We start from the raw sequence: 20987 nt of genomic DNA on the forward strand, positions 1-20987 counted from the left end.
CCACCGCCGGTCCTCCGCCGCGCGAGGGATCCCGGCGGTCCTCCGACTGCCTAGGCTGGGGGGATGCGAGCACGTCCCGCCGAGGCGGTCGCCGACTGGTTCGGCGTCGACGCCGACTTCGAGCGCCGTCCCGCCGACCCCGCGACCGCCTACCGCCGCGACGTCTGGCTCGGCCTCGGCCTGACGGTGCTCGCGGTGGCCGGCACCGAGCTGTCCCGCTCGGCCGGGTACCTGCCCGACGACTCGCGCCCGACGTGGGTGCTGTACCTGCTGTCCGCCGTCGGGGCGCTGCCCCTGGTGGTCCGGCGCCGCTACCCGCTGACGGTGCTGGCCGTCGTGTACGCCCACTTCCTGCTGGTGGGGCTCACCGTGCCGGTGGTGGCGATGACGCAGGTGCTGCAGGTCGTGTACTTCATGACGCTGTACACGGCGGTGGCCTGGGCCCGCGACCGCCGCGCGATGCTCATCGTGGTCGGCGCCTCCCTGGCCGCGATGTTCGGCTGGCTGTTCTGGCAGATGGCCGTCAGCTCCGGCATGCACCACTACGTCGAGGAGCAGGGTCTGCTCGACGACCCGCCCGGGCTGCTCTCGCCGCTGGGGGCCGCGGTGGTCCAGACCTGGCTGACCAACATCGCCTACTTCTTCGGCGCCATCGCCGTCGGGCAGTTCGCCTGGAACGGGGCCCGCCGCCGGACCCAGCTCGCCGCGCAGGCGGCCACGATCGAGCGTCAGGCCGCCGAGCTCGAACGCCGCGCCGTCGTCACCGAACGGCTGCGGATCGCCCGCGAGCTGCACGACGTCGTCGCCCACCACGTCTCGGTCATCGGCATCCAGGCGGCGGCCGCGCGCCGGCTGCTCGCCAAGGACCCGGCGGCCGCCGGCGCCCCGCTGGCCACCATCGAGACCGCGTCGCGGGACGCCGTCGAGCAGATGCGCGGCCTGGTGGGGACCCTGCGCGACATCGGCGACGACGAGGCCCACGCCGTCGACGGGGACCGCTCGCCGGAGCCCGGGGTCGCCGACATCGCACGGCTCGTCGCCGCCGACGACGGCCTCGACGTCACCTATGCGGTGGTGGCCGAGCCGCCCGGTGCCGTCGCGGCCGTGCCGGGACCGATGGGTGTGAGCCTGTACCGCAGCACGCAGGAGGCCCTGGCCAACGTCCGGCGGCACTCGACGGCCCGGTCGGCGGGGGTCACGGTGCGGGTGGACCGCCGCCGGGTCGACGACGACGCGCGGTTCGCCGGGGGCTTCGCCGAGATCGAGGTGGTCGACGACGGCCGCGCCCGCCCCGGGACGTCGGGTACCGGGCTGGGGCTGGTCGGGATCCGGGAGCGGGTCGCCACCCACCACGGGATCGCGGAGATCGGTCCTCGCGTGACCGGCGGCTACCGCGTGCGCGTGCGACTGCCCCTCCCGCAGGAGGAGTCATGACGGCGATCCTGCTCGTGGACGACCAGCACCTGGTCCGGTCCGGGTTCCGCCTCATCCTCGAGGTGGAGGACGACTTCGAGGTGGTGGGGGAGGCGGCCGACGGCGCGGCGGCGGTGGCGGCGGCGCGCGAGCTGCGTCCCGACGTCGTGCTGATGGACGTGCAGATGCCGGTCATGGACGGCGTCGAGGCGACGCGGCAGGTCGTGGCCGAGGACCTGGCGAAGGTGCTGGTGCTGACCACGTTCGACGACGACGCCTACGTCTTCGACGCGCTGGCGGCCGGAGCCTCCGGGTTCCTGCTCAAGAACTCCGACGCCGACCACCTGGTCGAGGCGGTCCGCACCGTCGCCGCCGGGCATGCGCTGCTCTCGCCCCAGGTCACGGCGCGGGTGGTGCAGCGGATGGTCGCCGGCGAGGTGGGACCATCCGCGGCGGCACCGCCCGCGCCCTCGGAGTCAGGAGCGCCGGTGGCGGCACCCCCGGGATCGGGAGCCGGTGCACCCGCCGTCGTGCCGCCGTCGGCCCCGGGGGCGGACCTGCTGACGCCGCGCGAGCGCGAGGTGCTGGGGCTCGTAGGCCGTGGGATGTCCAACGCGGAGATCGCGGCCGAGCTGTTCCTGGGCGAGGCGACCGTGAAGACCCACGTGTCCAGCGTGCTGTCCAAGCTGCACCTGCGGGACCGGGTCCAGGCCGTCGTCTACGTCCACCGCCACGGGCTGTCGGACCCCGCGTAGCGGAACCTCACGCATCGACCGTCCGAAGGCTGAGGAATCCCGACGCCGCCCCGCGCAGGTTCCGTCGTCAGGGGGATCCCGCCGGCGACCGTCCTTCGTAGGTTGGGACCCATGACCACGCTCGAGGTCCACGACCTGACCAGAACCTTCGGCGACCGCCGCGCCGTCGACGGTGTCTCCTTCGCGGCACCCGGGGGCATGCTCACCGGGTTCGTCGGCTCCAACGGTGCCGGCAAGACCACCACGATGCGCATGATGATGGGCGTGCTGGCCATCACCTCCGGCGAGGTGCGGTTCGGCGGCGCACCCGTGACCCGCGCCGACCGCCGCACCTTCGGCTACATGCCCGAGGAGCGCGGCCTCTACCCGAAGCAGCCCGCCATCGACCAGCTCGTCTACCTCGCCCGGCTCCGCGGCATCCCGGCCGCCGCCGCCCGTACCGAGGCGATGGAGCACCTGGAGCGGCTCGGTCTCGCCGAGCGGGCCAAGGACCACGTCGAGAAGCTCAGCCTCGGCAACCAGCAGCGCGTCCAGATCACGGCCGCGCTCATGGGGCAGCCGCGCGCGCTCATCCTCGACGAGCCGTTCTCCGGGCTGGACCCGACGGCGGTGGACGGCATGGTGGACCTCCTGCGTGAGCACACGGCCCGCGGCGTCCCGGTGCTGTTCAGCTCCCACCAGCTCGACCTCGTGGAGCGGCTGTGCGAACGGCTCGTGATCCTGCGCACCGGCACCGTGGTCGCCGACGGCACCCCGGACGACCTGCGGGAGACCGGCACGGTGCGGCACCGGCTCGTCCTGGACACCGATGCCGGCTGGGTGCGCGGGGTGCCCGGGGTGCACGCGGTGGACGTGGACGGCCCGACGGCGCTGGTGGAGCTGGCCGACGACGCCGCGACCCAGCGCCTGCTCGCCACGGCGCTCGAGCGCGGCCAGGTCCGCGAGCTCAGCCCCGTACGACCCTCCCTGGCCCAGATCTACCGCGAGGTGACGGCATGACCACCCTGACGCAGACCCCCGGCACCGACCCGACCGCCCCCGAGGCGCCGCGGGAGGACGACGGCACGCGGGGCGCCTGGATGCTCGTGGCACAGCGCGAGATCGTGACCCGGGCGATGAACAAGGCGTTCGTCATCGGGCTCGTGGTCTCCCTCGCGGTGATCGCCGCGCTCGCGGGGTTCTTCACCTGGCAGTCCAACCGGGTCGACACCTTCACGGTCGCGGTGGACGGGAGCGACACGGTCGCGGCCGCCGCGGTGACGTCGGCGGCCGAGCTCGCCGACTCGGAGTCCGCCGCGGGGAGCGGCGGCGACGAGGTCGAGCTGCTCGAGGTCGCGGACGACGCCGCCGCGCAGGCCGCGGTCGAGTCCGGCGACGCCGACGTGTGGCTGCAGCAGGGCACCGACGGCGGGTGGATGCTCTCCGGCCAGGGTGAGCCCGACGGCACCCTGACGCGCTACCTGTCGACCGCCGTCGAGCAGCAGGTCATGGCGGCGAACGCCGAGGCGGCGGGGACGTCGGTGGCGGAGCTGTCCGCGGGCGCGGAGCTGTCCACCCAGGCGCTGGACGCCGACGCGATGGGTGAGCAGTCGCTGTTCTTCGCGACGTTCGCGCTGTCCTTCCTGTTCTTCGCGGGGGCGATCACGTCGGGTTCGATGATCGCCAGCTCCGTGGTGGAGGAGAAGCAGTCGCGACTGGTGGAGATCATCGCGACCGCCGTGCCGCTGCGCCAGCTCCTGGCGGGCAAGATCGTCGGCAGCTCGGTGATCGCGATCGGGCAGAACCTGCTCTTCGCCGCGGTGGGCCTGGTGGCGGTGGCGGCGAGTCCGATCTCCATCGCGCTGCCCGCGCTGTCGACGTCGCTGATCTGGTTCCTGGTGTTCTTCGCGATCGGGTTCCTGGCGCTGGCGGCCCTGTACGCGGTGGCCGGGGCGCTGGCGAGCCGGGCCGAGGATCTGCAGTACACCTCCACACCGATGACGATGCTGGTGATGGGCGTGTACTTCCTGACGTTCTCCGCGTCCGGCACGTTCATGACGGTGCTGTCCTACGTGCCGATCGCGAACGTGGTGGCCATGCCGGCCCGGGTCCTGTCCGGGGACACGACGTGGTGGGAGCCGGTGGTCTCCCTGCTGATCCTCGCGGCGTTCGCCGTGCTGGCGCTGCTGGTCTCGGAGCGGGCGTTCCGCGGGTCGCTGCTGCAGACCGGCGGGCGGATCTCCTGGAAGCAGGCGCTGCGCGCCGAGGCCTGAGGTTCTCTTGAGGCAATCATGAGGGATAGATTGCCGAACATGGCTCGACGTCGTGACTCCGCCGTGCAGATCGACCTCAGCCCGGACGCCCCGGGCGTCGAGGGCGTGGGCGCCGATGGTGCGGACGTCGACGGTGCGGGGCCGGGCGAGCGCCCCGCCGCCGACGAGCCGGGGTGGTTCACCCGGCACGTCGGCGGGCCGCTCGCCCGGCGCTGGCGCGCCACCTCCCCGCGGCGCCGGGCGGCGTTCGTCGCGCTGACCGCCGTCGCGGTGGTCGGCACCGCCGGCGGCGTCGCCGTCCTGGACGCCCGCGCGGACGCCGCGCACGCCGCACGCATGGCGCAGATGCCCGGGGGCGTGGCCGACCTCTCGCAACCCGTGGCCGAGACGTGGCGCGTGGAGACGGACGGCGGGATCCGCGCGGTCCTGCCGGACGGCGTGGTGGTCACCCAGGACGGCACCGACGTGCTGGCCCTCGACACCGCCACAGGTGACGAGGTGTGGCGTCGCGACGTCGGCCCGTCCCCGCAGTGCGGTCCCCAGCCGCTGCTGCCCGCCGACTACGCCCGTCCGGTGGACCAGGTCGTGTGCTTCCACGGCCGCGGCGACCGCTCCGTGACCGTGATCGACGCCGCAGGGACGGTGCTCGGCACCCGCGCCCTGGGCGACGAGGGGGGCGGCGTCGACGCCGCCAACGACATCGCGGGGCGCGGCGTCGCGCCGATGGCCGACGGTGCCGTGGCCGACATCGACCAGGTCGACCGGACGCTCGAGGCCGCCGCGCCGGCCGAGGCCCTCGAGGAGCTGGACCGGCGCCGTGCCGACGGCACCTGGCAGGACCCGGTGCTGCGCGTCCGGGACGCGCTCACCGGTGAGGTCCGTGGCGAGGCCACCCTCCGGGTCCGCACCGCGGAGGAGCTCGAGGGGTGCCGCGTGCCAGGGGACGACGGCGCGTCGTCGGTGTGGCTGGGTGCCTCGGTCTGGGCGTCGCCGTCCCTCGTCCAGGGCGCGATCTGCGGCACCTCGGCCGTGCTGACGGCGGACGGGACGCCCACCGAGGCGGTCGTGCCCGCCACCGGCGGCGGCTACCTCGCGTTCGACGACGGGGGGACGCGGCTGGTCGACGTCCACGGCGAGGGTGACGTCGTGCTGCCGGGGTACGTGCTGCAGCCGTTCGCGATCGACGACACGGACGGGCCCCGACTGGTGCTCGACGTCGACGAGGGGCGGCTGGCGGCCTACGACGACACCGGCGAGCGCCGCTGGGGCACCGATGTCGACCGCGTCGGGATCGACAACGTGCTGGTCCGGGCCGGGGGCACGGCCGTGGTGCAGCGCGCCGACGAGATCGTCGGCCTCGACCTGGAGTCCGGGGAGCCGCGCTGGACGCGCACCGACGTCGGGCAGGTCACCCCCGCCGCGGGGTACGGCGGGATCGCGGGGACGGCGGCGACGGACGGGTCCGTGGCGCTCGTGCCCTACTACGGCGACGAGGGCGGCATCCTGATCGTCGCCCTCGACCTGACCGACGGGCACGTGGTGTGGGGGCCGCGCAGCGTCGGCGAGGACCTCACCGAGGTGCAGGCGGTGGCGGGACACCTCGTCGGCACCGCCCGCAGCGGCACGCAGCGCGGGGACGTCCTGGACGAGACGCAGGAGAACACGGCGCTGATCGGTCTGGCGGGCTAGGTTCCCCTCATGGCCCGACGGCGCGGTCCCGCTCCCGTCTCCTTCGACGTCTCGCACGACGCCGCCCGGGACGACGGGCCGGACGGTGCCCCGGCGCCGCGCGCGCCGTCCGGGCGACCCGGGCGGCCGAGCCCGAGGGCGTGGTGGGCGGCCGCCGACCGGCGTCGGCGCCGCAGGGCCGTCGCCCTGGTGGCGGGTGCCGCCGTCGTCGTCGCCGGGGCCGTCGTGGCCGGCTCCGCGCTGGCCGACCGCACGGCGGCCGACCGTCTCCGCGCGGCGCCCGGCGGGGTGCTCTCGCTCGACGGCGACCTCGTCCGGACGTGGCGGGTCGACGCCGGGGCGGTGGCCGCCGTCCTGCCCGACGGGGGACTGGCGACCGTCGAGGACGGTGCGCTGGTGGCCCACGACGTCGCGAGCGGTGACGAGCGGTGGCGGGTCGAGGTCGGTGCCGACCTGCTGTGCGGCCCCGCCCCGCGCGCGACGAGCGGGGTCGAGTGGACGCTGCCCGTCGAGGAGGTCACGTGCGTGCACGGCCCGGTCGGCGCGCGGACCGTGACGGTGCTGGACGCGTCCGGCACCGTCGTCGGCCGTCGTGAGCTCGACGCCGGGACCTACGGCGGGCCGTACCGCAGCGTGGTCCCGGGGGCGGACGGCGGCCTCGTCGTCGCCGACTACGACCCGGGCCTGCCGACGAGGCTGGAGTACCCGACGCTCGACGCGATGTTCGCGCGGCTGCCCGACCTGCCGGTGGACACCGACGCCGCCGCCGTGCACGTGGAGGACGCGCTGACCGCCGAGCACCGGTCCGACGTCCCGCTGCAGCAGATGACGTGGCTCGAGCGCAACGCCCTGCAGTGCTACGAGACGCGGTCGAGCGAGACGAACCCCGGTCTGCCCGGGCCCTCGATCGTCGCAGACCTGACGCTGCCCACCCCCGTCGCCACCGCCACGCTCGTGACCTACCACGGGTGCGGCGTCGACGGGACGATCAGCACGGACGGCCGGTCGCTGGGCGCCGACACCGAGGCCTTCGACGCCGGGCACCTGGGGACCGGGGTCGAACGGCTCCCCGTCCCGGGCGGCGGGTACGTGGTCCCGACGGCGGCAGGTTCCGCCCTGGTGCGCGACGACGGCACGGTGGTGGCCGAGTCGCCGGTGCAGATCGCCGTGCCGACGGCCACGGACGGGCGCTCCGCCGACGGTCTGCTGGGCGTGGACGGCGACGCCGTGGTGGAGCTGGCCGCCGACGGCACCGAGCTGTGGCGGGCTCCCGCCGAACGGCCGCGCGTGGTGGCCCGGACCGCGGACGCCGTCGTCGTGGCCGCGTGGGACGGGCTGGCGGCCTACCGGCCGCAGTCCGGGGCGCTGCGCTGGCGCCTGCCGCCGCCCGACGGCGTGCGCTGGGTCGTCCCGTCGGCCGTGACCGACGGTCGACGGGCCGCGATGGCCGTGCGGGCCGTCGGGCAGGTCGCCATGTCGACGCGGCTGGTGACGGTCGACCTCCGCACGGGTGCGGCCACGACGTCGTCGCTCGACGTCGACCGCGAGGCGTACGTCGCCGCCGTGGCCGGGCGGGCGCTGCTGGTCGAGCCCACGACCGACGAGGGCTCGGGCCAGGACGCCGTCGTCGTGTCCGGGCTGGCCGCGACGCCCGGCTCCGCGCCGTCCGGTCCCACGGGCTAGATTGCGTCCGTGGCACGACGACGCGACACCGGCACGGTCTCCTTCGACGTCTCGGCGGGCGCGGACGACTCGATCGCGGACGCTGCGTCGATCGCGGCCGAGCGGCCCGCGGGCCCGAGCCTGCGCGAGCGGTGGCGGACAGCGAGCCGCCGTCGGCGCCGTGCGGTGGCCGGTGCGGCCGGAGGGATCGTCCTGGTCGTGGCCGGGGCAGCGGTGCTCTCCGGCCCGGTCATGGCGCACGCCGAGGCGGAGAGGCTGCGGTCGGCGCCGGGCGGGGTGCTCTCCCTGGACGGTGAGCTCGCCGAGACCTGGGGCGCGGACGTCGACGGGCTGGGGCCGGTGCTGCCCGGCGGCGGCCTCGTCGTGCTGCAGGACGACGCCGCGGTCGCGCTCGACGTCGCCACCGGCGAGGAACGCTGGCGCGTGGACCTGGGCGCCGACCCGGAGTGCGGGCCGCAGCCGACGATCAGCTCCGGGGTGGACTGGACGATCGGCGTCGAGCTGGTTACGTGCCTGCACGGGACCGAGGACGAGCGCACGGTGACGGTGCTCGGCGACGCCGGCGGCGTCGTCGGGCAGCGATCGCTGGAGCCGGGGACGTACGCCGGTGCGGGGCGCCGCCTCGCCCCGGCCGCGGACGGCGGGCTCGTCGTCGTCGAGCACGAGACCGGCCTGCCCGAGGAGTTCGTCGGCGGCGGTGACATCTTCACCGAGCTCGACCGGCTCGAGCCCTCGGCGTCGACGGCCACGGTCGAGGTGGAGGACGCGCTGACGGGTGAGCGGCGGTTCGAGGTCCCGGTCCGCGAGGTGCCCGCCGATCGCGCCGCCGTGTCGAGCTGCTACGGCGTGCAGGTCGCCGAGGACGACACCGTGCGAGCGCGACTGGTCGGCGTCGACCCGACGGCGACGCCCACGATGGTCGGCTACCAGGGTTGCGGGGTCGAGGCCGCGGCGACCGCCGACGGTCGGGACCTGCTGACGGGCTCCCGGGAGGCGTCCGGGGCCGGCTACCCCCGGCTGTGGTCGCCGGACCGCCAGCCGTACCCGGGCGGCGGCTTCGTGGTGACGGGGCCGGACCAGGGCAGCACCCTGCTGGCCGACGACGGCACGACGGTCCTGGAGTCCTCCGACCGGTTGCTGGCTCCCCGGGCCACCGACGGCACGGCCGACGGCCTGGTGCTGGCGGTGCGGGGCGACGACGTCGTGGTCGCGACCGACCGCGCCGGGACCGAGCTCTGGCGGCGTCCCGTGGGCGGCGTCGACCTGGCGGTCAGCACGGCCGGCGCCGTGGTCACCTCGGCCTGGCGCACGATCGTGGGCCTCGACCCGCTCGACGGCACCGAGCTCTGGACGGTCCGACCCGACGCGGGGACCGACTGGTACCCGGTGTCGGCGGTGACCGACGGGGACCGGGTGGCCACGGTCGTCGAGGAGTACACCGACACCGGGGAGCACCTGGCGTCGACGCTGCTCACGGTCGACCTGGCCACCGGGGGGAGCCGGCGCACCCCGCTCGACGACGACGGCGACGACTGGCCCGTCGCCGTGGACGGGCAGCTGCTCCTGCTGGATCTCGAGCCGGACGGTGGCGCCCTCGACGTCGTGGGGGTGCGGGCGCTCGCGGTGCCCTGACGCCTCGTCCACCGCGGGTCCCGGTGGCTCCCCGGCCGGACCGGTGGGGTCGCGCGGGCGGGGGTAACGTCGAGACGTGGGGCGGCGACACGGCCCCGAGGGGGCGTTCACGTTCGACCTCGTGCCCGACGACGGCGCCGAGGCCGCGGACTCTGCCGCGGGCGCACCGCACGCCGACCTGCGCGCGCCGTCGCCCGAGCGGTCCTCCGCGGGGCCGGACGGGGCGGCTCTCGCCGACCGCGGGGACGCCCCGGCGCCGCAGCCGGCACCGTTCGAGGCCGTGCGAGGGCGCTGGCGGCAGGTCCCGCGCCGTACGCGGCTGGCGGCGCTCGTCGTGGCCGCCGCGCTCGCGGGGACCGTCGTTGTGGTCGACGGCGCGCTGGACCGGGGCCGTACGGAGGAGCTGCGGACCGCGGCCGGCGGCGTCGTGGACCTGTCCTCCCCGCCGGTCGAGACGTGGCGGATCGAGGACCGTGCCGAGGGGGACGTCATGCTCGCCGTCGGGCTGGTCGGTGTGACGGGGGACGTGGCTGCCGTCAAGCGCCGCGACGAGCTGGTGGGCGTGGACCTGCTCACCGGCCGGGAGCGGTGGGCCGTCGACCTGCTGGACGCGAGGGCGAGCTGCGGGCCGGGTCTGACCTTCTGGAACGGCGTGGCGGAGGTGACCCCCACGACGCAGGTGGTGTGCGTGGGCACCGCGTCGTCCGGGGAGCAGGTGGCGACCGTCGTGGAGCCGGACGGGACGGTGCTCGCCCGCCGGACGGTCGACGAGGATCTCGACCTGGCGGTGCCGGGCCCGGACGGGTCGCTGCTGACGGCGTCGTGGGTCGGCGATCCGCAGGACGTCGACGTCTCGCTGCGGGGTGACCCGCTGACGGACCTCGAGGTGCTCGGGGAGATCGACGACGGCTACGACCTGGAGGTGCGGCTCGTCGACGCGCTCACGGGTGCCCAGCGGTGGACGCGCCGGCTGCCGTTCGGCGAGGTCGTCGACGAGACGCGCTGCGTGCGCTGGACCACGGGCGGCCGCAACGCCGAGCTGGACCGGGCGGGCGCCGTCGACCACGTGGTGGCCGGGCGGCTGCTCGGTGTGGCGGGCTGCGGCATCCTCGCCTACCTCACCCCCGAGGGTGACGTGCTCGACCTCGGTGCGCTGGAGGGCTCCGAGGAGGAGGTGGTGCGCCGGGTGCAGCCGTTGGTCGACGGCGGGTTCGCCGTCTCGGCGGGGCTGTGGGGCCGCACGTCGTGGGAGTACCAGGTGCTCGACGCGCAGGGGGTCTTCCGGTTCACGGTCGCGGGGCGGTTGCTGGACCCGTGGGCGACGGACGGGCGTCCGTCCGACCGTCTGCTGGTCGCGGTCGACGGGCGGACCGTCGCGCTCGACGCCGCGGGCGAGGAGGTCTGGAGGTCCGACGTCGAGGCGGAGGAGCTGCTGGCACGTGCCGGTCAGGTCGCCGTCGTCCTCGACGACCAGGACCGGCTCGTCGGGCTGGACCTGGAGACGGGGGACCTGCTCTGGGTGCGTGACGGGGTGGTCGACGTGACCGGGACGGGGCGGGAGGAGGCGCGCAGCGGTGAGCTCCGCTCGGTCTTCACCGACGGCACCGTCGTCGCACTGGCGGTGCCGCGGTACGACGACACCCAGGTGGTCTCGCAGTGGCGTGCCGTCGACGCGGCCACGGGCGAGGAGCTGTGGTCGGCCGACCTGCCCGAGGAGGGGTGGGGTGTGGACCTGGCGGTCGACGGCCACCTGCTGCGGTGGTGGCCCCGCGGGCTCACGGGGTTCACCACCTCGTCGTGATCACTCCTCGCCCGCGAGGATCAGGTAGATCTCGCGGCGGGCCCGCGCGAGGACGTCGACGGCGGCGGTGCCCTGCTCGGGCGTCCCGGTGCGGCCGACCTGCTGGACGGCGCCGCCGAGCGCGTGCATCGCGGACCGCAGCTCGACCTCGTGCCCGCGCGGTCCGGGCTGCTCCCAGGGGGTGCCGAGCGCCTCCCGCTCCGCCTCGACGTGAGCGCGTCCGGCGTCGGTGAGCCGGGCCAGGCGCCGGCCCTCGTCGTCGGACACCTCGACGAGGCCCTCGGCCTCGAGCTGGGAGATGGCGGGGTAGACGGCGCCGGGGCTCGGGTGCCACGCGCCCTCGGAGCGGTCGGTGAGCTCGGTGATGATCTGGTAGCCGTGCTTCGGCTCCTCGGCGAGGAGCAGCAGGATCGCGGCGCGCATCTGGCCGCGGCCGCGGCGGCTCCCGCGGCGGGGGCCGCGCTCGTCGGGACCCGGGCGGCCGCGGCCGCCCCGGTGCCCGCCGCGCGGGCCGGGCTCCCAGCCGGCGTCGAGGCCGCCGCGCCGTCCGCGACCGCCGCGGGGGTGGTCGCCACGGCGCCGCTGCTCGCGGCCGGGGAGGTCGAAGGGGTCGGGGAAAGGGGTGTTCTCGGGGGTTCGCATGAGGTTCTCCTGGGTTCGGTGGTCGCCCGGCCGATTGCCGGGCGACGTATCGAAGATACATCAACGATATATCGTTAGCAACCCCCGTCGATCCGTGGTTGGCTCGGCGCCGTGACCGGCTACGACGCGCGCTTCCTCGGGCCCGACGCCGCCCTGACCGTCCCGCTGCCCGCCCCGGCGGCGTCCGAGGACGGTCCGCCCCGGGAGCTGCGCCGGCTCGACCACCCGCACTTCAGCATCCTGCTCGACCCCGCCCGCCGGCTGGCCGCCGTCGCCGCCTGCACCGTCGACGGCGCCCGGCTGCGATCCCTGCCGCGCACCGGCTCCTGGGACCTCGATCCCCAGGCCCCGCCCGAGGAGCAGTCCGGCAACGAGCTCTACCGCCACAACCCGCTCGACCGCGGGCACCTCGTCCGGCGGCTCGACCCCATGTGGGGAACCGTCGAGGAGGCGCGGCAGGCCGGCGAGGCGACTTTCGTCTACACCAACGCCGCCCCGCAGGTCGACGAGTTCAACCAGTCCAAGGAGCTGTGGAACGGGCTCGAGGACCACGTGCTCGAGTTCGCCGACGCCCACCGGCACCGGATCGTCGTGCACACCGGGTGCGTCTTCGACACCGCCGACCCGGTCTACCGCGGGGTCGCCCTGCCGCGGCAGTTCTGGAAGGTCGCCGCGTGGGCCGGGCCCGGCGAGGAGCTGCGGTCCGCCGCGTTCCTTCTCGACCAGACGCCGCAGCTCACCGGCGCCGAGCTGAGCACCGCCACGGGACGGGCGCTGGCCGCCGGCGGGATCCCGCCGCTCGGCCCCTACCGGACGTTCCAGGTGCCGGTCGCCGAGGTCGGGGCGCTCACGGGACTCGACCTGGGCCCGCTCGCGGCGGCCGACGTCCGCCCGTCTCCTGTTCAGCCCGCCCCCGGCCCCGCCGAGCCCGCCCGCGCCGCCGGAGCACCGCCGTCGGGCCGGACCGAGCTCACCTCCCTCGCCGAGGTAGGCCTCCGCCCGCCGAGGTAGGCCGCGACCCGGCCAGGTAGGCCCCCGCCCGCCGAGGTAGGCCGCGACCCGGCCAGGTAGGCCGCGCGACGCGCCGGGCCACCCGGGTGCCCCTAGGTTGGCTGCATGGAGGTCATGCTCGTCGCGGTCGTCGCCGCCGTCGTCGTCATCGGGGTGACGGCGCTCGCCCCCCGTGCCGGGGTCGCCGCCCCCCTGGTGCTCGTGGTCATCGGGGTCGGCGTCAGCTTCCTCCCGGCGGTCCCCGCGATCGACATCGACCCCGAGGTGATCCTCGCCGGCGTCCTGCCGCCGCTGCTGTACGCGACGGCGGCGTCGTTCCCCGCGATGGACTTCCGCCGCGACTTCACCGCGATCAGCGGGATGTCCGTGCTCCTCGTGGTGATCTCGGCCGTGGTCCTGGGCTTCGTGTTCTCCTGGGTGATCCCCGGCCTCGACCTCGCGGCGGGGATCGCGCTCGGAGCGATCGTCAGCCCCACCGACGCTGTGGCCACCTCCATCGTCAAGAGGCTCGGGGCGCCCCGTCGCGTGATCGTCATGCTCGACGGCGAAGGGCTGCTCAACGACGCCACCTCGCTGGTGCTGCTGCGATCGGCGGTCGCCGCCACCGCGGTGAGCGTGTCCCTGTGGTCCGTCGTGGCGGACTTCCTCGTGGCCGTCCTCGTCGCCGTCGTCATCGGGCTGGTGGTCGGCCGTCTCGGCCTGTGGGTCCGCGCCCGCATGAAGCACAGCGCCCTGTCCACCGCCGTCTCGTTCGTCGTGCCGTTCGCGGCCTACCTGCCCACCGAGGCGCTGGACGCCTCCGGTATCGTCTCGGCCGTGGCCGCGGGACTGGCGACCAGCACGTTCTCGGCGAGGTACCTGCGGCCCCAGGACCGCGTCGCCGAGCGGATGAACTGGCGCACCGTCGAGACCCTGCTCGAGGGCGGGCTGTTCCTCGTCATGGGGCTGCAGGTCTTCGGCCTGGTCGAGGACGTGCAGGCGGAGCACGGCTCGCTGTGGCTGGCGCTCGTCGTGGCGGTGATCGGTGCGGTCGGCATCGTGGCCGTCCGCGCGGCGTTCGTGCTGCCGCTGCTGCGCTACCTCGCGCGCAAACGGCAACGAGGCGAGCAGATGCGCGGCACGCTCGCGACGATGCAGGACCGCCTGGACGCCAAGATCGCGGCGAGCAGGCAGGGCGGCGACGCGACGACCGCGGCGCTCACCGAGCCGATGCCTCGCCCGGGTCGTGAGCGCGGCGAGGAGCGTGACCCGGCCAGGACGGCGCACCGCGCGCGGCAGCAGGAACGTCGCCAGGCCCAGTACGAGGAGCGGATGCGGGCCCGCCTCGAGACGGAGCGGGGCCGCGAGAGCATCGCCGCCCGCTTCGCGGCGTTCCAGCGGCGGATCACCCGCCGGGTCGCCGACATCGACTACCTCGCCGCCGCCCCGCTCGGCCCGCGCGAGGGTGTCGTGCTCGTGTGGGCCGGGATGCGCGGCGTCGTGACGCTGGCCGCCGCCCAGACCCTGCCGGCGGACTTCCCGCAGCGGTCCCTGCTCGTGCTGGTCGCCTTCGGCGTCGCGGCGGGGACGCTGCTCGTGCAGGGCGGCACGCTGCCGTGGGTCGTGCGGCGGCTGGGACTGGCCGGCGCGACGTCGTCGCGCGCCGTCGAGGGGGCGCAGGGGCTCCGCGAGATCGTCGAGGACACCGCGCGCGGGATGCTCGACTCCCCGGACCTGCAGCGCCCCGACGGGACGGCGTACGCGACGTCGGTCGTGGCGAAGGTCCGCGACGTCGTCGTGCGCGAGCAGCACGACCAGGCCGAGGAGGAGACGACGCCGGGCGAGCTCTCCGCCCAGTTCTTCGAGCTGCGGCTCGCGACGATCGACGCCCAGCGCCAGGCCCTGCTCGAGGCGAGAGCCGTCGGGGCCTACGACTCCGACCAGCTCAGCAGGGCGCTCGACCTGCTCGACGCCGACCAGATCGCGATCGAGATGCGGTCACGCGCCGACTGAACGCGGCGCGAGCGTCCCCGCGGTCGTGGGGATCCCCGGGGATGCTCGCGGCGTCAGGCGGTCTTGATCTCGCCGCGCTGCACCCGCAGGATCCCCACCAGCAGCGGCAGCCCGACCCAGATCAGCGCGGCGACCAGGAGCTGCGCCCACTGCTCGCCGCCCATGTCCCCACCGGCGAGCAACGGGATGCTCGCCGTCGACAGGTCGACCCACGGCCACACCTCGGCCCACGCGGTGACGAGCCCGGCGACGGCACCCATGATCGTCGGCACCACGAGGTAGACGACGATCGCTCCCGGGGTGCTCATCAGCGCCAGGCCGAAGGCCACGCCCTGCACCATGTAGATCACGGTCATCAGCGCCATCCCGGCCGTCAGCGCGCCCAGGCCCCAGTCGGCGTCGGCGTCACGGAGGCCGATCACCGCCAGGTGTGCGAGCGCCGCGATCCCCACGGCCACCACGAAGAAGCCCAGCCCGGAGCCGACGGCGGTGACCAGCTTGGCCCACACGACCCGGAGGCGGCGGGGCTCGAGGGTGAACGTCGTCAGGCCGGTCCGCTGCGACCACTCGGCAGTGGTGGCGAGGATGGCGACGATCGGCAGGAGCATCGCCAACGGGGTCGAGGTGCCGGAGACGAACGTCTCGAGGCCGACGTCCCCGTCACCGACGACGGCCATGACCGTGACCACGCCGGCCGTGAGCACGGCGATGACGACGAAGAGCCAGCGCACGGCCCGGGTGTCGAGCTGCTTGCGCCACTCGAACAGCGTCAGGCGGGAGAACGGGACCGGCTTGAGGTCGCCGTGCCGGGTGCGGGTGGACGCCGCGGCCTGCTGGACGGCGGTCATGCGGTCACCTTCTCTCGGGCGTCGGCGGCGGTGAGCTCGAGGAACAGCTCCTCCAGGCCCCGCGAGCCGGTGTCGTGCAGCTCGGTCACGAGGACGCCGGCGGCGAGCGCCGCGCGGGCGACCTCCACGGCCTCGGCGGTCGTGGTGAACCCGCCGGCCGGCTGGCTCTCGAGCTCGATGCCGGCCTGCCGGCACGCGGCGGCCAGGGCGGCGTCGTCGGTGGAACGCACGAACGTCCCCGCGGCGCGCAGCAGCTCCGTCTTGGTGCCCTCGGCGACGATCTGACCACGGCCGATGACGACGAGCCGGTCGGCGACCTGCTCGATCTCGGACAGCAGGTGGGAGGACAGCAGCACGGTGCCGCCGTCGGCCGCGAAGTCGCGCAGCAGGTCGCGCATCCACCGGATCCCGGCGGGGTCGAGACCGTTGGCGGGCTCGTCCAGGATCAGGACCTCCGGGTCGCCGAGCAGCGCACCGGCGAGGCCGAGCCGCTGCCGCATGCCGAGGGAGTAGGTGCGCACGCGGCGCCCGGCCTCGGCCGAGGTGAGGCCGACGAGGTCCAGCACCTCGTCGACGCGGTTCCGGCCGACGCCGGTGAGCAGCGCCGACAGGGCGAGCGTCTCGCGGCCGGTGCGGCCGGCGTGCTGGGCCGCGGCGTCGAGCAGCACCCCGACGCGCCGGCCGGGGTTGGCCAGGGCCGCGTAGGGCTTGCCGAGGATGCGCGCCGTCCCGCTGGTCGAGGGGGTCAGCCCGGTCATCATGCGCATGGCGGTGGACTTCCCGGCGCCGTTGGGGCCGAGGAAGCCGGTCACGAGACCCGGTTCGGCGGTGAACGACACGTCGTTCACGGCCAGGACGGGCCCGTACCTCTTGGTCAGGTGCTCCACGGTGATCATGGCACCCATCCTTCCGACCGGGCGGGGCCCGCGCATCACCCGCGGGGAGGGTTCCGGTCCGCCGCACGGAGCCCGTGGGTCATCCCTTCGACGGATGCTCGGCCGGTGGCCCCGCTCTACGCTCGGCGGGTGGCCACACCCAGCGACGCCCCGGCCCGGCCCGGTCCGGTGACGACGAGGTCGCGGCTGCGGTACGTCTGGGGTGAGGTGTGGCGGCTCGGGCTGGCCCTGGCACTGAGCATGATCGTGACCGGTGTGGTCGTGCTCGAGGCGGAGACCGGGCAGCGGTCCGTGGACGAGGACCGGATCGCCCTCGACATCCTGGTCGGCCTGGTGTGCTTCGGCCTGGTGCTCCTGCGTCGCCGTGCGCCGACGACCGTCGCGCTGGTCGTGTGCGCCGCCGGGGCGATCTCGGTCTTCGCCGTCGGCCCGATCGCGCTGGCGGTCGTCTCCGTGGCCACGCACCGGCGCTGGTGGCGGCTGGCCCTGGTCGGCGTCGTGTTCGTGGTGAGCGGGTGGCTCTACGGGACGCTCTACCCGGTGGACGACGGTATGGGCTGGTTGTTCGACGTCGCCGGCGGCGTCGTGCTCTTCGCGCTCATGGTCTGGATCGGTGCGTACGTCGGACTGCGCCGTGAGCACCTGGCGGGACTGCACGAACGGCTGGCGACGGCGGAGCGGGAGCAGGCGAGCCGGGTCGCGCAGGCCCGGGCCAACGAGCGGGCGCGGATCGCGCGCGAGATGCACGACGTCCTCGCCCACCGCATGTCGCTGGTCGCGATGCACGCCGGAGCGCTCGCCTACCGGACGGACCTCCCGCCGGAGCAGGTGGCCGAGACGGCGGCCCTCGTGCGGGACAGCGCGCACGAGGCGCTCGGCGAGCTGCGGGAGGTGCTGGGGGTGCTGCGCGGCCTGGGCGGGCCGTCGTCGGTGGACGAGCTCGGCGCGGGCACCGGGCCGGACCGTCCCGAGCGACCTCAGCCGACCTTGGCGGACCTGCCGGCCCTGACCCGCGCCGTCACCGAGGCCGGACCCACGGTCCGGCTGGTCGACCGGACGTCGGAGCCGCAGAGGCTGCCGACGGCGGTGTCCCGCACCGCGTACCGGATCGTGCAGGAGGCGCTGACGAACGTCCGCAAGCACGCGCCGGGGATGTCGGCGTCCGTGGTGCTGCGGGGCGCACCCGGTCAGGGGCTCTGGGTGACCGTGACGAACCCGACGATCACGGATCGGCCGGAGGACGCCGACGGGTCGGCGTCGGCACCGCCGGCCTCCGGCCTGGGGCTGCTCGGGCTCACCGAGCGTGCCGGCCTGGCGGGCGGCTCCTTGACGGTGCACGACGGCGACGGGCGGTTCGTCGTGCAGGCCTGGCTACCGTGGGCGTCATGACCGAGTCGATCTCCGTCGTCGTCGTGGACGACGACGCTCTGGTACGTGCCGGGCTGGGGCTCATCCTCGGCGGGGCGCCCGAGGTGCGGGTGGTGGGGGACGCCGGCGACGGCGACGACGGTGTGGCGCTGGTACGCCGGGAGCGGCCGGACGTGGTGCTCATGGACATCCGCATGCCTCGGGTGGACGGGATCGAGGCGACCCGGCAGATCGTCGCCCTGGAGGGCGGGACGTCCCGGGTGATCGTGCTGACCACGTTCGACACCGACGACATGGTGGTCCAGGCGCTGCGTGCCGGGGCCGCCGGGTTCCTGCTGAAGGACACCCCGCCGGACCGGCTCGTCGCGGCGGTGCGGGCCGCCGCGGCGGGGGAGCCGACCCTGTCCCCGTCGGTGACGGCGCAGCTCATCGAGCGGGTCTCGGGGTCGGGGCGGGCAGCGGCGGACGACGCCGGCCGACGGGCCGCGCGGCGCCGTCTGGGGACGCTGACCGACCGGGAGCGTGAGGTCGCGGTCGTGCTGGCGCGAGGGCTGTCGAACGCCGAGATCGCCGCGGAGCTGTACCTGGGTGTGCCCACCGTGAAGACTCATGTGTCGCGCATCCTGGACAAGCTCGGGGCGGCGAACCGGGTGCAGGCGGCGATCGCGGTCCACGACGCCGGCGGAGCGTCGAGCTGATCCGGCTCGCGAGGTAGACAACCCTTCGCCGAGGTAGGCACGGTCGGCGCGAGGTAGAGCGAAGCACCGCGAGGTAGGCCGGAACGTGCGCGGAACCGCGCGTGGCGCGCTGCCGGGGCCCTACCGGTCCGGGTGGTCTGCCTACCTGGTCAGGAAGTTGCCTACGTGGGCAGGCGGTCGCCTACGTGGGCAGGCGGTCGCCTACGTCGGCAGAAAGTTGCCTACCTCGGCGAGGGATTGCCTACCTCGCGAGTGGTCAGAGGCTCTCGCGGAGCCAGGCGATGTCGGTGCCGACGTCGCCCTTGGTCTCGCAGACCACCGGTGCGCCGGCCTCCCGGATCACGCCGAGGAGCAGCTCGGGCGGGATCGTGCCGGCGCCGAAGTTGGTGTGGCGGTCGGCCCCGGATCCGGCGGTGTCGCGCGAGTCGTTGGCGTGGACCAGGTCGATGCGGCCGGTGATCGCGCGGAGGTCCGCGACCACGGTCGAGAGGTCGAGCCCGCCGGCCCAGGCGTGGCAGGTGTCGAGCGTGAACCCGACCTCCGCGCCGTCGGCCTGCTGCACCGCCGCCCAGAGCTGCTCGATCCGGTCCAGGCGCCGCGCCATCGAGTGGTCGCCCCCGGCGGTGTTCTCGATGAGCACGGGGACGTCCGTCTCGAGGGAGTCGATCGCCTTGCGCCAGTTGTCGAAACCGGTCGCGGGATCGTCCTTCGCGGTGACGTGGCCGCCGTGCACGACGACGCCCTTCGCGCCGATCTCGCCCGCACCGGCCATGATCTGCTGCAGCAGCTTGCGGCTCGGGATGCGGATCCGGTTGTTGGGCGAGGCCACGTTGATGACGTAGGGCGCGTGCACGAACACGTCCAGCCCGGCCTCCGCCGTCGCCGCCCGGAACGCCTCGGCGCCACCGGGGTACTCCAGCGGCGGCACCTTCCACGCCTGCGGGTCGGACAGGAAGACCTGGACGACGTCGGCGCGCAGCTCCCGGGCCTGCGTGACGGCGTCGGCCAGGGACACGTGGGCACCGATCTGGAGGCTCATGCCGTCAGCCTACGGTCGCCCTCCGACGACGGCGCGGACCGGACGCCCCGGTCCGCTACGGTGGCACGCGTCACGAATCGGTCGACCGAGGGGCGCACGAGATGGCACTGCTGGCGATGATCAGCGCTCTCGCGCCACCGGCGATGTTGATCGCGCTGGTGGTCATCGCGGTGGCGCTCGTCCGCGGCGCGTCGCGCGGGGGTGATGCCGAGCCGACCGACCGGCCCGGGCTCCTGGAGCAGCGGCTCGACCACCTGGACCGCCTGCGAGCCTCCGGGCGCATCACCGACGAGGAGCGCGACGCCGCCCGCGCCCACCTGCTCGGCCGGCTGCCGTCGTAGGCTGGGAGCCATGCCCAGCACCCCACCGCTCGCTCTCGTCGTGGCCGGATCCGAGGCGACCGGCGGCGCCGGTATCCAGGCCGACCTCAAGACGTTCCAGCAGCTCGGCGTCTACGGCGTCGGGACGCTGACCTGCATCGTGTCGTTCGACCCGACGGACGGTTGGGCGCACCGGTTCGTCCCGGTCGACCCGCAGGTGATCGCCGACCAGTTCGAGGCCGCCACGGCCACGCACGACCTGGGCACGGTCAAGATCGGCATGCTCGGCACGCCGGCCACCGTCGAGGTCGTCGCCCGCTCCCTGGCGTCGAGGCCCTGGCAGCACGTGGTGCTCGACCCGGTGCTCATCTGCAAGGGGCAGGAGCCGGGCGCCGCGCTCGACACCGACACCGCGCTGCGCGAACAGGTCCTCCCGCACGCGACCGTCGTCACCCCGAACCTCTTCGAGGCCGCGACGCTGGCGGGCATGGACGCGATCGGCTCCGTCGAGGAGCTGACCGAGGCCGCACGCCGCGTCCACGCCCAGCTCCCCGCCGGCGACGGCACGCGCTACGTCGTGGCCAAGGGCGGCGCCGAGCTGCCGGGGCCCGACGCCGTCGACGTGCTGTTCGACGGCACGGACGTGACCGTGCTCGCGTCGCCCAAGATCGGCGAGGAGCGCGTCTCGGGGGCCGGCTGCACCTTCGCCGCCGCCATCACCGCCGAGCTGGCCAAGGGCGCCGACGTCCCGGCCGCCGTGCGGATCGCCAAGGACGTGGTCACGGCCGGGATCGAGGCGCGCGTCGCCGCACGCACCCCGTTCGACACCGTCTGGCAGGGGGCGTACGCGCCCGAGGGCTGACGACCGACCCGTGTCCCGTCGTCGGACGCGGCCGGACGACCGCACAGCGGACGCAAACTAGGCCTCAAGCGCGGTTCGGCTTAGTC

18 protein-coding genes are annotated in these 20987 nt (G+C 75.0%); 14 read left to right on the plus strand and 4 right to left on the minus strand.

Annotated elements, in window-relative coordinates; all coding sequences use genetic code 11:
• Window positions 1–63: 63 nt before the first annotated feature.
• From ACIQLL_RS17015 to ACIQLL_RS17050, 8 genes are all read left to right on the plus strand, one after another.
• A complete protein-coding gene (locus tag ACIQLL_RS17015; RefSeq protein WP_402469744.1) occupies window positions 64–1434 on the plus strand; it encodes a sensor histidine kinase in 1371 nt (456 codons plus the stop codon).
• Window positions 1431–2168 carry a response regulator gene (locus ACIQLL_RS17020; protein ID WP_402469747.1) on the plus strand — a complete coding sequence of 246 codons (738 nt, stop codon included), beginning with the start codon at window positions 1431–1433 and terminating at the stop codon, window positions 2166–2168. Before ACIQLL_RS17015 ends, ACIQLL_RS17020 begins: the two co-directional genes overlap by 4 nt.
• 111 nt (window positions 2169–2279) lie before the next feature.
• Window positions 2280–3167 (plus strand): ABC transporter ATP-binding protein, encoded by an 888-nt coding sequence (locus ACIQLL_RS17025; protein WP_402469749.1) that lies wholly within the window; start codon window positions 2280–2282, stop codon window positions 3165–3167.
• Complete coding sequence (locus tag ACIQLL_RS17030; protein WP_402469752.1) at window positions 3164–4420, plus strand: ABC transporter permease; 1257 nt, start codon at window positions 3164–3166, stop codon at window positions 4418–4420. Before ACIQLL_RS17025 ends, ACIQLL_RS17030 begins: the two co-directional genes overlap by 4 nt.
• A 39-nt stretch (window positions 4421–4459) precedes the next feature.
• The gene (locus ACIQLL_RS17035) at window positions 4460–6109 is read left to right on the plus strand and encodes an outer membrane protein assembly factor BamB family protein (protein ID WP_402469755.1); all 1650 of its coding nucleotides are present in this window, start codon (window positions 4460–4462) and stop codon (window positions 6107–6109) included.
• Window positions 6110–6118: 9 nt separating this feature from the next.
• Entirely contained in the window at window positions 6119–7792 is a 1674-nt protein-coding gene (locus ACIQLL_RS17040; RefSeq protein ID WP_402469757.1) for a hypothetical protein, read from the plus strand.
• A 9-nt stretch (window positions 7793–7801) separates the two neighbouring features.
• Window positions 7802–9424, plus strand: a complete 1623-nt coding sequence (locus tag ACIQLL_RS17045) for a hypothetical protein (RefSeq protein ID WP_402469760.1) — start codon at window positions 7802–7804, stop codon at window positions 9422–9424.
• 76 nt (window positions 9425–9500) lie between these two features.
• Window positions 9501–11225 (plus strand): outer membrane protein assembly factor BamB family protein, encoded by a 1725-nt coding sequence (locus ACIQLL_RS17050; protein ID WP_402469763.1) that lies wholly within the window; start codon window positions 9501–9503, stop codon window positions 11223–11225.
• Here ACIQLL_RS17050 and ACIQLL_RS17055 read toward each other — a convergent pair whose 3' ends face one another.
• Window positions 11226–11867 (minus strand): PadR family transcriptional regulator, encoded by a 642-nt coding sequence (locus ACIQLL_RS17055; protein WP_402469766.1) that lies wholly within the window; start codon window positions 11865–11867, stop codon window positions 11226–11228.
• A gap of 111 nt (window positions 11868–11978) precedes the next feature.
• On the opposite strand from ACIQLL_RS17055, the gene ACIQLL_RS17060 reads away from it, so the two are divergent.
• Together ACIQLL_RS17060 and ACIQLL_RS17065 are read left to right on the plus strand one after the other, a co-directional pair.
• Entirely contained in the window at window positions 11979–12878 is a 900-nt protein-coding gene (locus ACIQLL_RS17060) for a DNA/RNA non-specific endonuclease (RefSeq protein ID WP_402469768.1), read from the plus strand.
• Between the two features lie 105 nt (window positions 12879–12983).
• Window positions 12984–14870: a cation:proton antiporter gene (locus ACIQLL_RS17065; protein ID WP_402469771.1), complete on the plus strand. Its 1887-nt coding sequence runs from the start codon at window positions 12984–12986 to the stop codon at window positions 14868–14870.
• A gap of 53 nt (window positions 14871–14923) precedes the next feature.
• Here the strand turns inward: ACIQLL_RS17065 and ACIQLL_RS17070 are convergent, their stop codons facing one another.
• On the minus strand, window positions 14924–15718 hold the full coding sequence (locus ACIQLL_RS17070) for an ABC transporter permease (RefSeq protein WP_402469773.1): 795 nt from the start codon (window positions 15716–15718) through the stop codon (window positions 14924–14926).
• A complete protein-coding gene (locus ACIQLL_RS17075; protein ID WP_402469775.1) occupies window positions 15715–16614 on the minus strand; it encodes an ABC transporter ATP-binding protein in 900 nt (299 codons plus the stop codon). Before ACIQLL_RS17075 ends, ACIQLL_RS17070 begins: the two co-directional genes overlap by 4 nt.
• A 129-nt stretch (window positions 16615–16743) precedes the next feature.
• Here ACIQLL_RS17075 and ACIQLL_RS17080 point away from each other — a divergent pair, with 129 nt between their 5' ends.
• Window positions 16744–18003 carry a sensor histidine kinase gene (locus ACIQLL_RS17080; protein ID WP_402469778.1) on the plus strand — a complete coding sequence of 420 codons (1260 nt, stop codon included), beginning with the start codon at window positions 16744–16746 and terminating at the stop codon, window positions 18001–18003.
• A complete protein-coding gene (locus tag ACIQLL_RS17085) occupies window positions 18000–18680 on the plus strand; it encodes a response regulator (RefSeq protein ID WP_402469780.1) in 681 nt (226 codons plus the stop codon). The genes ACIQLL_RS17080 and ACIQLL_RS17085 overlap by 4 nt, the downstream gene beginning before the upstream one ends.
• A gap of 256 nt (window positions 18681–18936) precedes the next feature.
• On the opposite strand, the gene ACIQLL_RS17090 is transcribed toward ACIQLL_RS17085, so the two are convergent.
• On the minus strand, window positions 18937–19719 hold the full coding sequence (locus ACIQLL_RS17090; RefSeq protein WP_402469783.1) for a deoxyribonuclease IV: 783 nt from the start codon (window positions 19717–19719) through the stop codon (window positions 18937–18939).
• A 101-nt stretch (window positions 19720–19820) separates the two neighbouring features.
• Here ACIQLL_RS17090 and ACIQLL_RS17095 point away from each other — a divergent pair, with 101 nt between their 5' ends.
• Together ACIQLL_RS17095 and ACIQLL_RS17100 are read left to right on the plus strand one after the other, a co-directional pair.
• Entirely contained in the window at window positions 19821–20060 is a 240-nt protein-coding gene (locus ACIQLL_RS17095; RefSeq protein WP_402469785.1) for a hypothetical protein, read from the plus strand.
• Between the two features lie 10 nt (window positions 20061–20070).
• Entirely contained in the window at window positions 20071–20901 is an 831-nt protein-coding gene (locus tag ACIQLL_RS17100) for a hydroxymethylpyrimidine/phosphomethylpyrimidine kinase (protein WP_402469787.1), read from the plus strand.
• Window positions 20902–20987: the final 86 nt, after the last annotated feature.

The organism is Isoptericola aurantiacus (genome assembly GCF_044769875.1).
In the GTDB taxonomy this organism is placed as follows: domain Bacteria; phylum Actinomycetota; class Actinomycetes; order Actinomycetales; family Cellulomonadaceae; genus Isoptericola; species Isoptericola aurantiacus.

Excerpts from the sequence above, each read along its gene's own strand:
- ACIQLL_RS17015 (WP_402469744.1), top strand. The coding sequence starts at position 64 with ATGCGAGCACGTCCCGCCGAGGCGGTCGCCGACTGGTTCGGCGTCGAC.
- ACIQLL_RS17020 (WP_402469747.1), top strand. The coding sequence starts at position 1,431 with ATGACGGCGATCCTGCTCGTGGACGACCAGCACCTGGTCCGGTCCGGG.
- ACIQLL_RS17025 (WP_402469749.1), top strand. The coding sequence starts at position 2,280 with ATGACCACGCTCGAGGTCCACGACCTGACCAGAACCTTCGGCGACCGC.
- ACIQLL_RS17030 (WP_402469752.1), top strand. The coding sequence starts at position 3,164 with ATGACCACCCTGACGCAGACCCCCGGCACCGACCCGACCGCCCCCGAG.
- ACIQLL_RS17035 (WP_402469755.1), top strand. The coding sequence starts at position 4,460 with ATGGCTCGACGTCGTGACTCCGCCGTGCAGATCGACCTCAGCCCGGAC.
- ACIQLL_RS17040 (WP_402469757.1), top strand. The coding sequence starts at position 6,119 with ATGGCCCGACGGCGCGGTCCCGCTCCCGTCTCCTTCGACGTCTCGCAC.
- ACIQLL_RS17055 (WP_402469766.1), bottom strand. The coding sequence starts at position 11,867 with ATGCGAACCCCCGAGAACACCCCTTTCCCCGACCCCTTCGACCTCCCC.
- ACIQLL_RS17065 (WP_402469771.1), top strand. The coding sequence starts at position 12,984 with ATGGAGGTCATGCTCGTCGCGGTCGTCGCCGCCGTCGTCGTCATCGGG.
- ACIQLL_RS17070 (WP_402469773.1), bottom strand. The coding sequence starts at position 15,718 with ATGACCGCCGTCCAGCAGGCCGCGGCGTCCACCCGCACCCGGCACGGC.
- ACIQLL_RS17075 (WP_402469775.1), bottom strand. The coding sequence starts at position 16,614 with ATGATCACCGTGGAGCACCTGACCAAGAGGTACGGGCCCGTCCTGGCC.
- ACIQLL_RS17085 (WP_402469780.1), top strand. The coding sequence starts at position 18,000 with ATGACCGAGTCGATCTCCGTCGTCGTCGTGGACGACGACGCTCTGGTA.
- ACIQLL_RS17090 (WP_402469783.1), bottom strand. The coding sequence starts at position 19,719 with ATGAGCCTCCAGATCGGTGCCCACGTGTCCCTGGCCGACGCCGTCACG.
- ACIQLL_RS17095 (WP_402469785.1), top strand. The coding sequence starts at position 19,821 with ATGGCACTGCTGGCGATGATCAGCGCTCTCGCGCCACCGGCGATGTTG.
- ACIQLL_RS17100 (WP_402469787.1), top strand. The coding sequence starts at position 20,071 with ATGCCCAGCACCCCACCGCTCGCTCTCGTCGTGGCCGGATCCGAGGCG.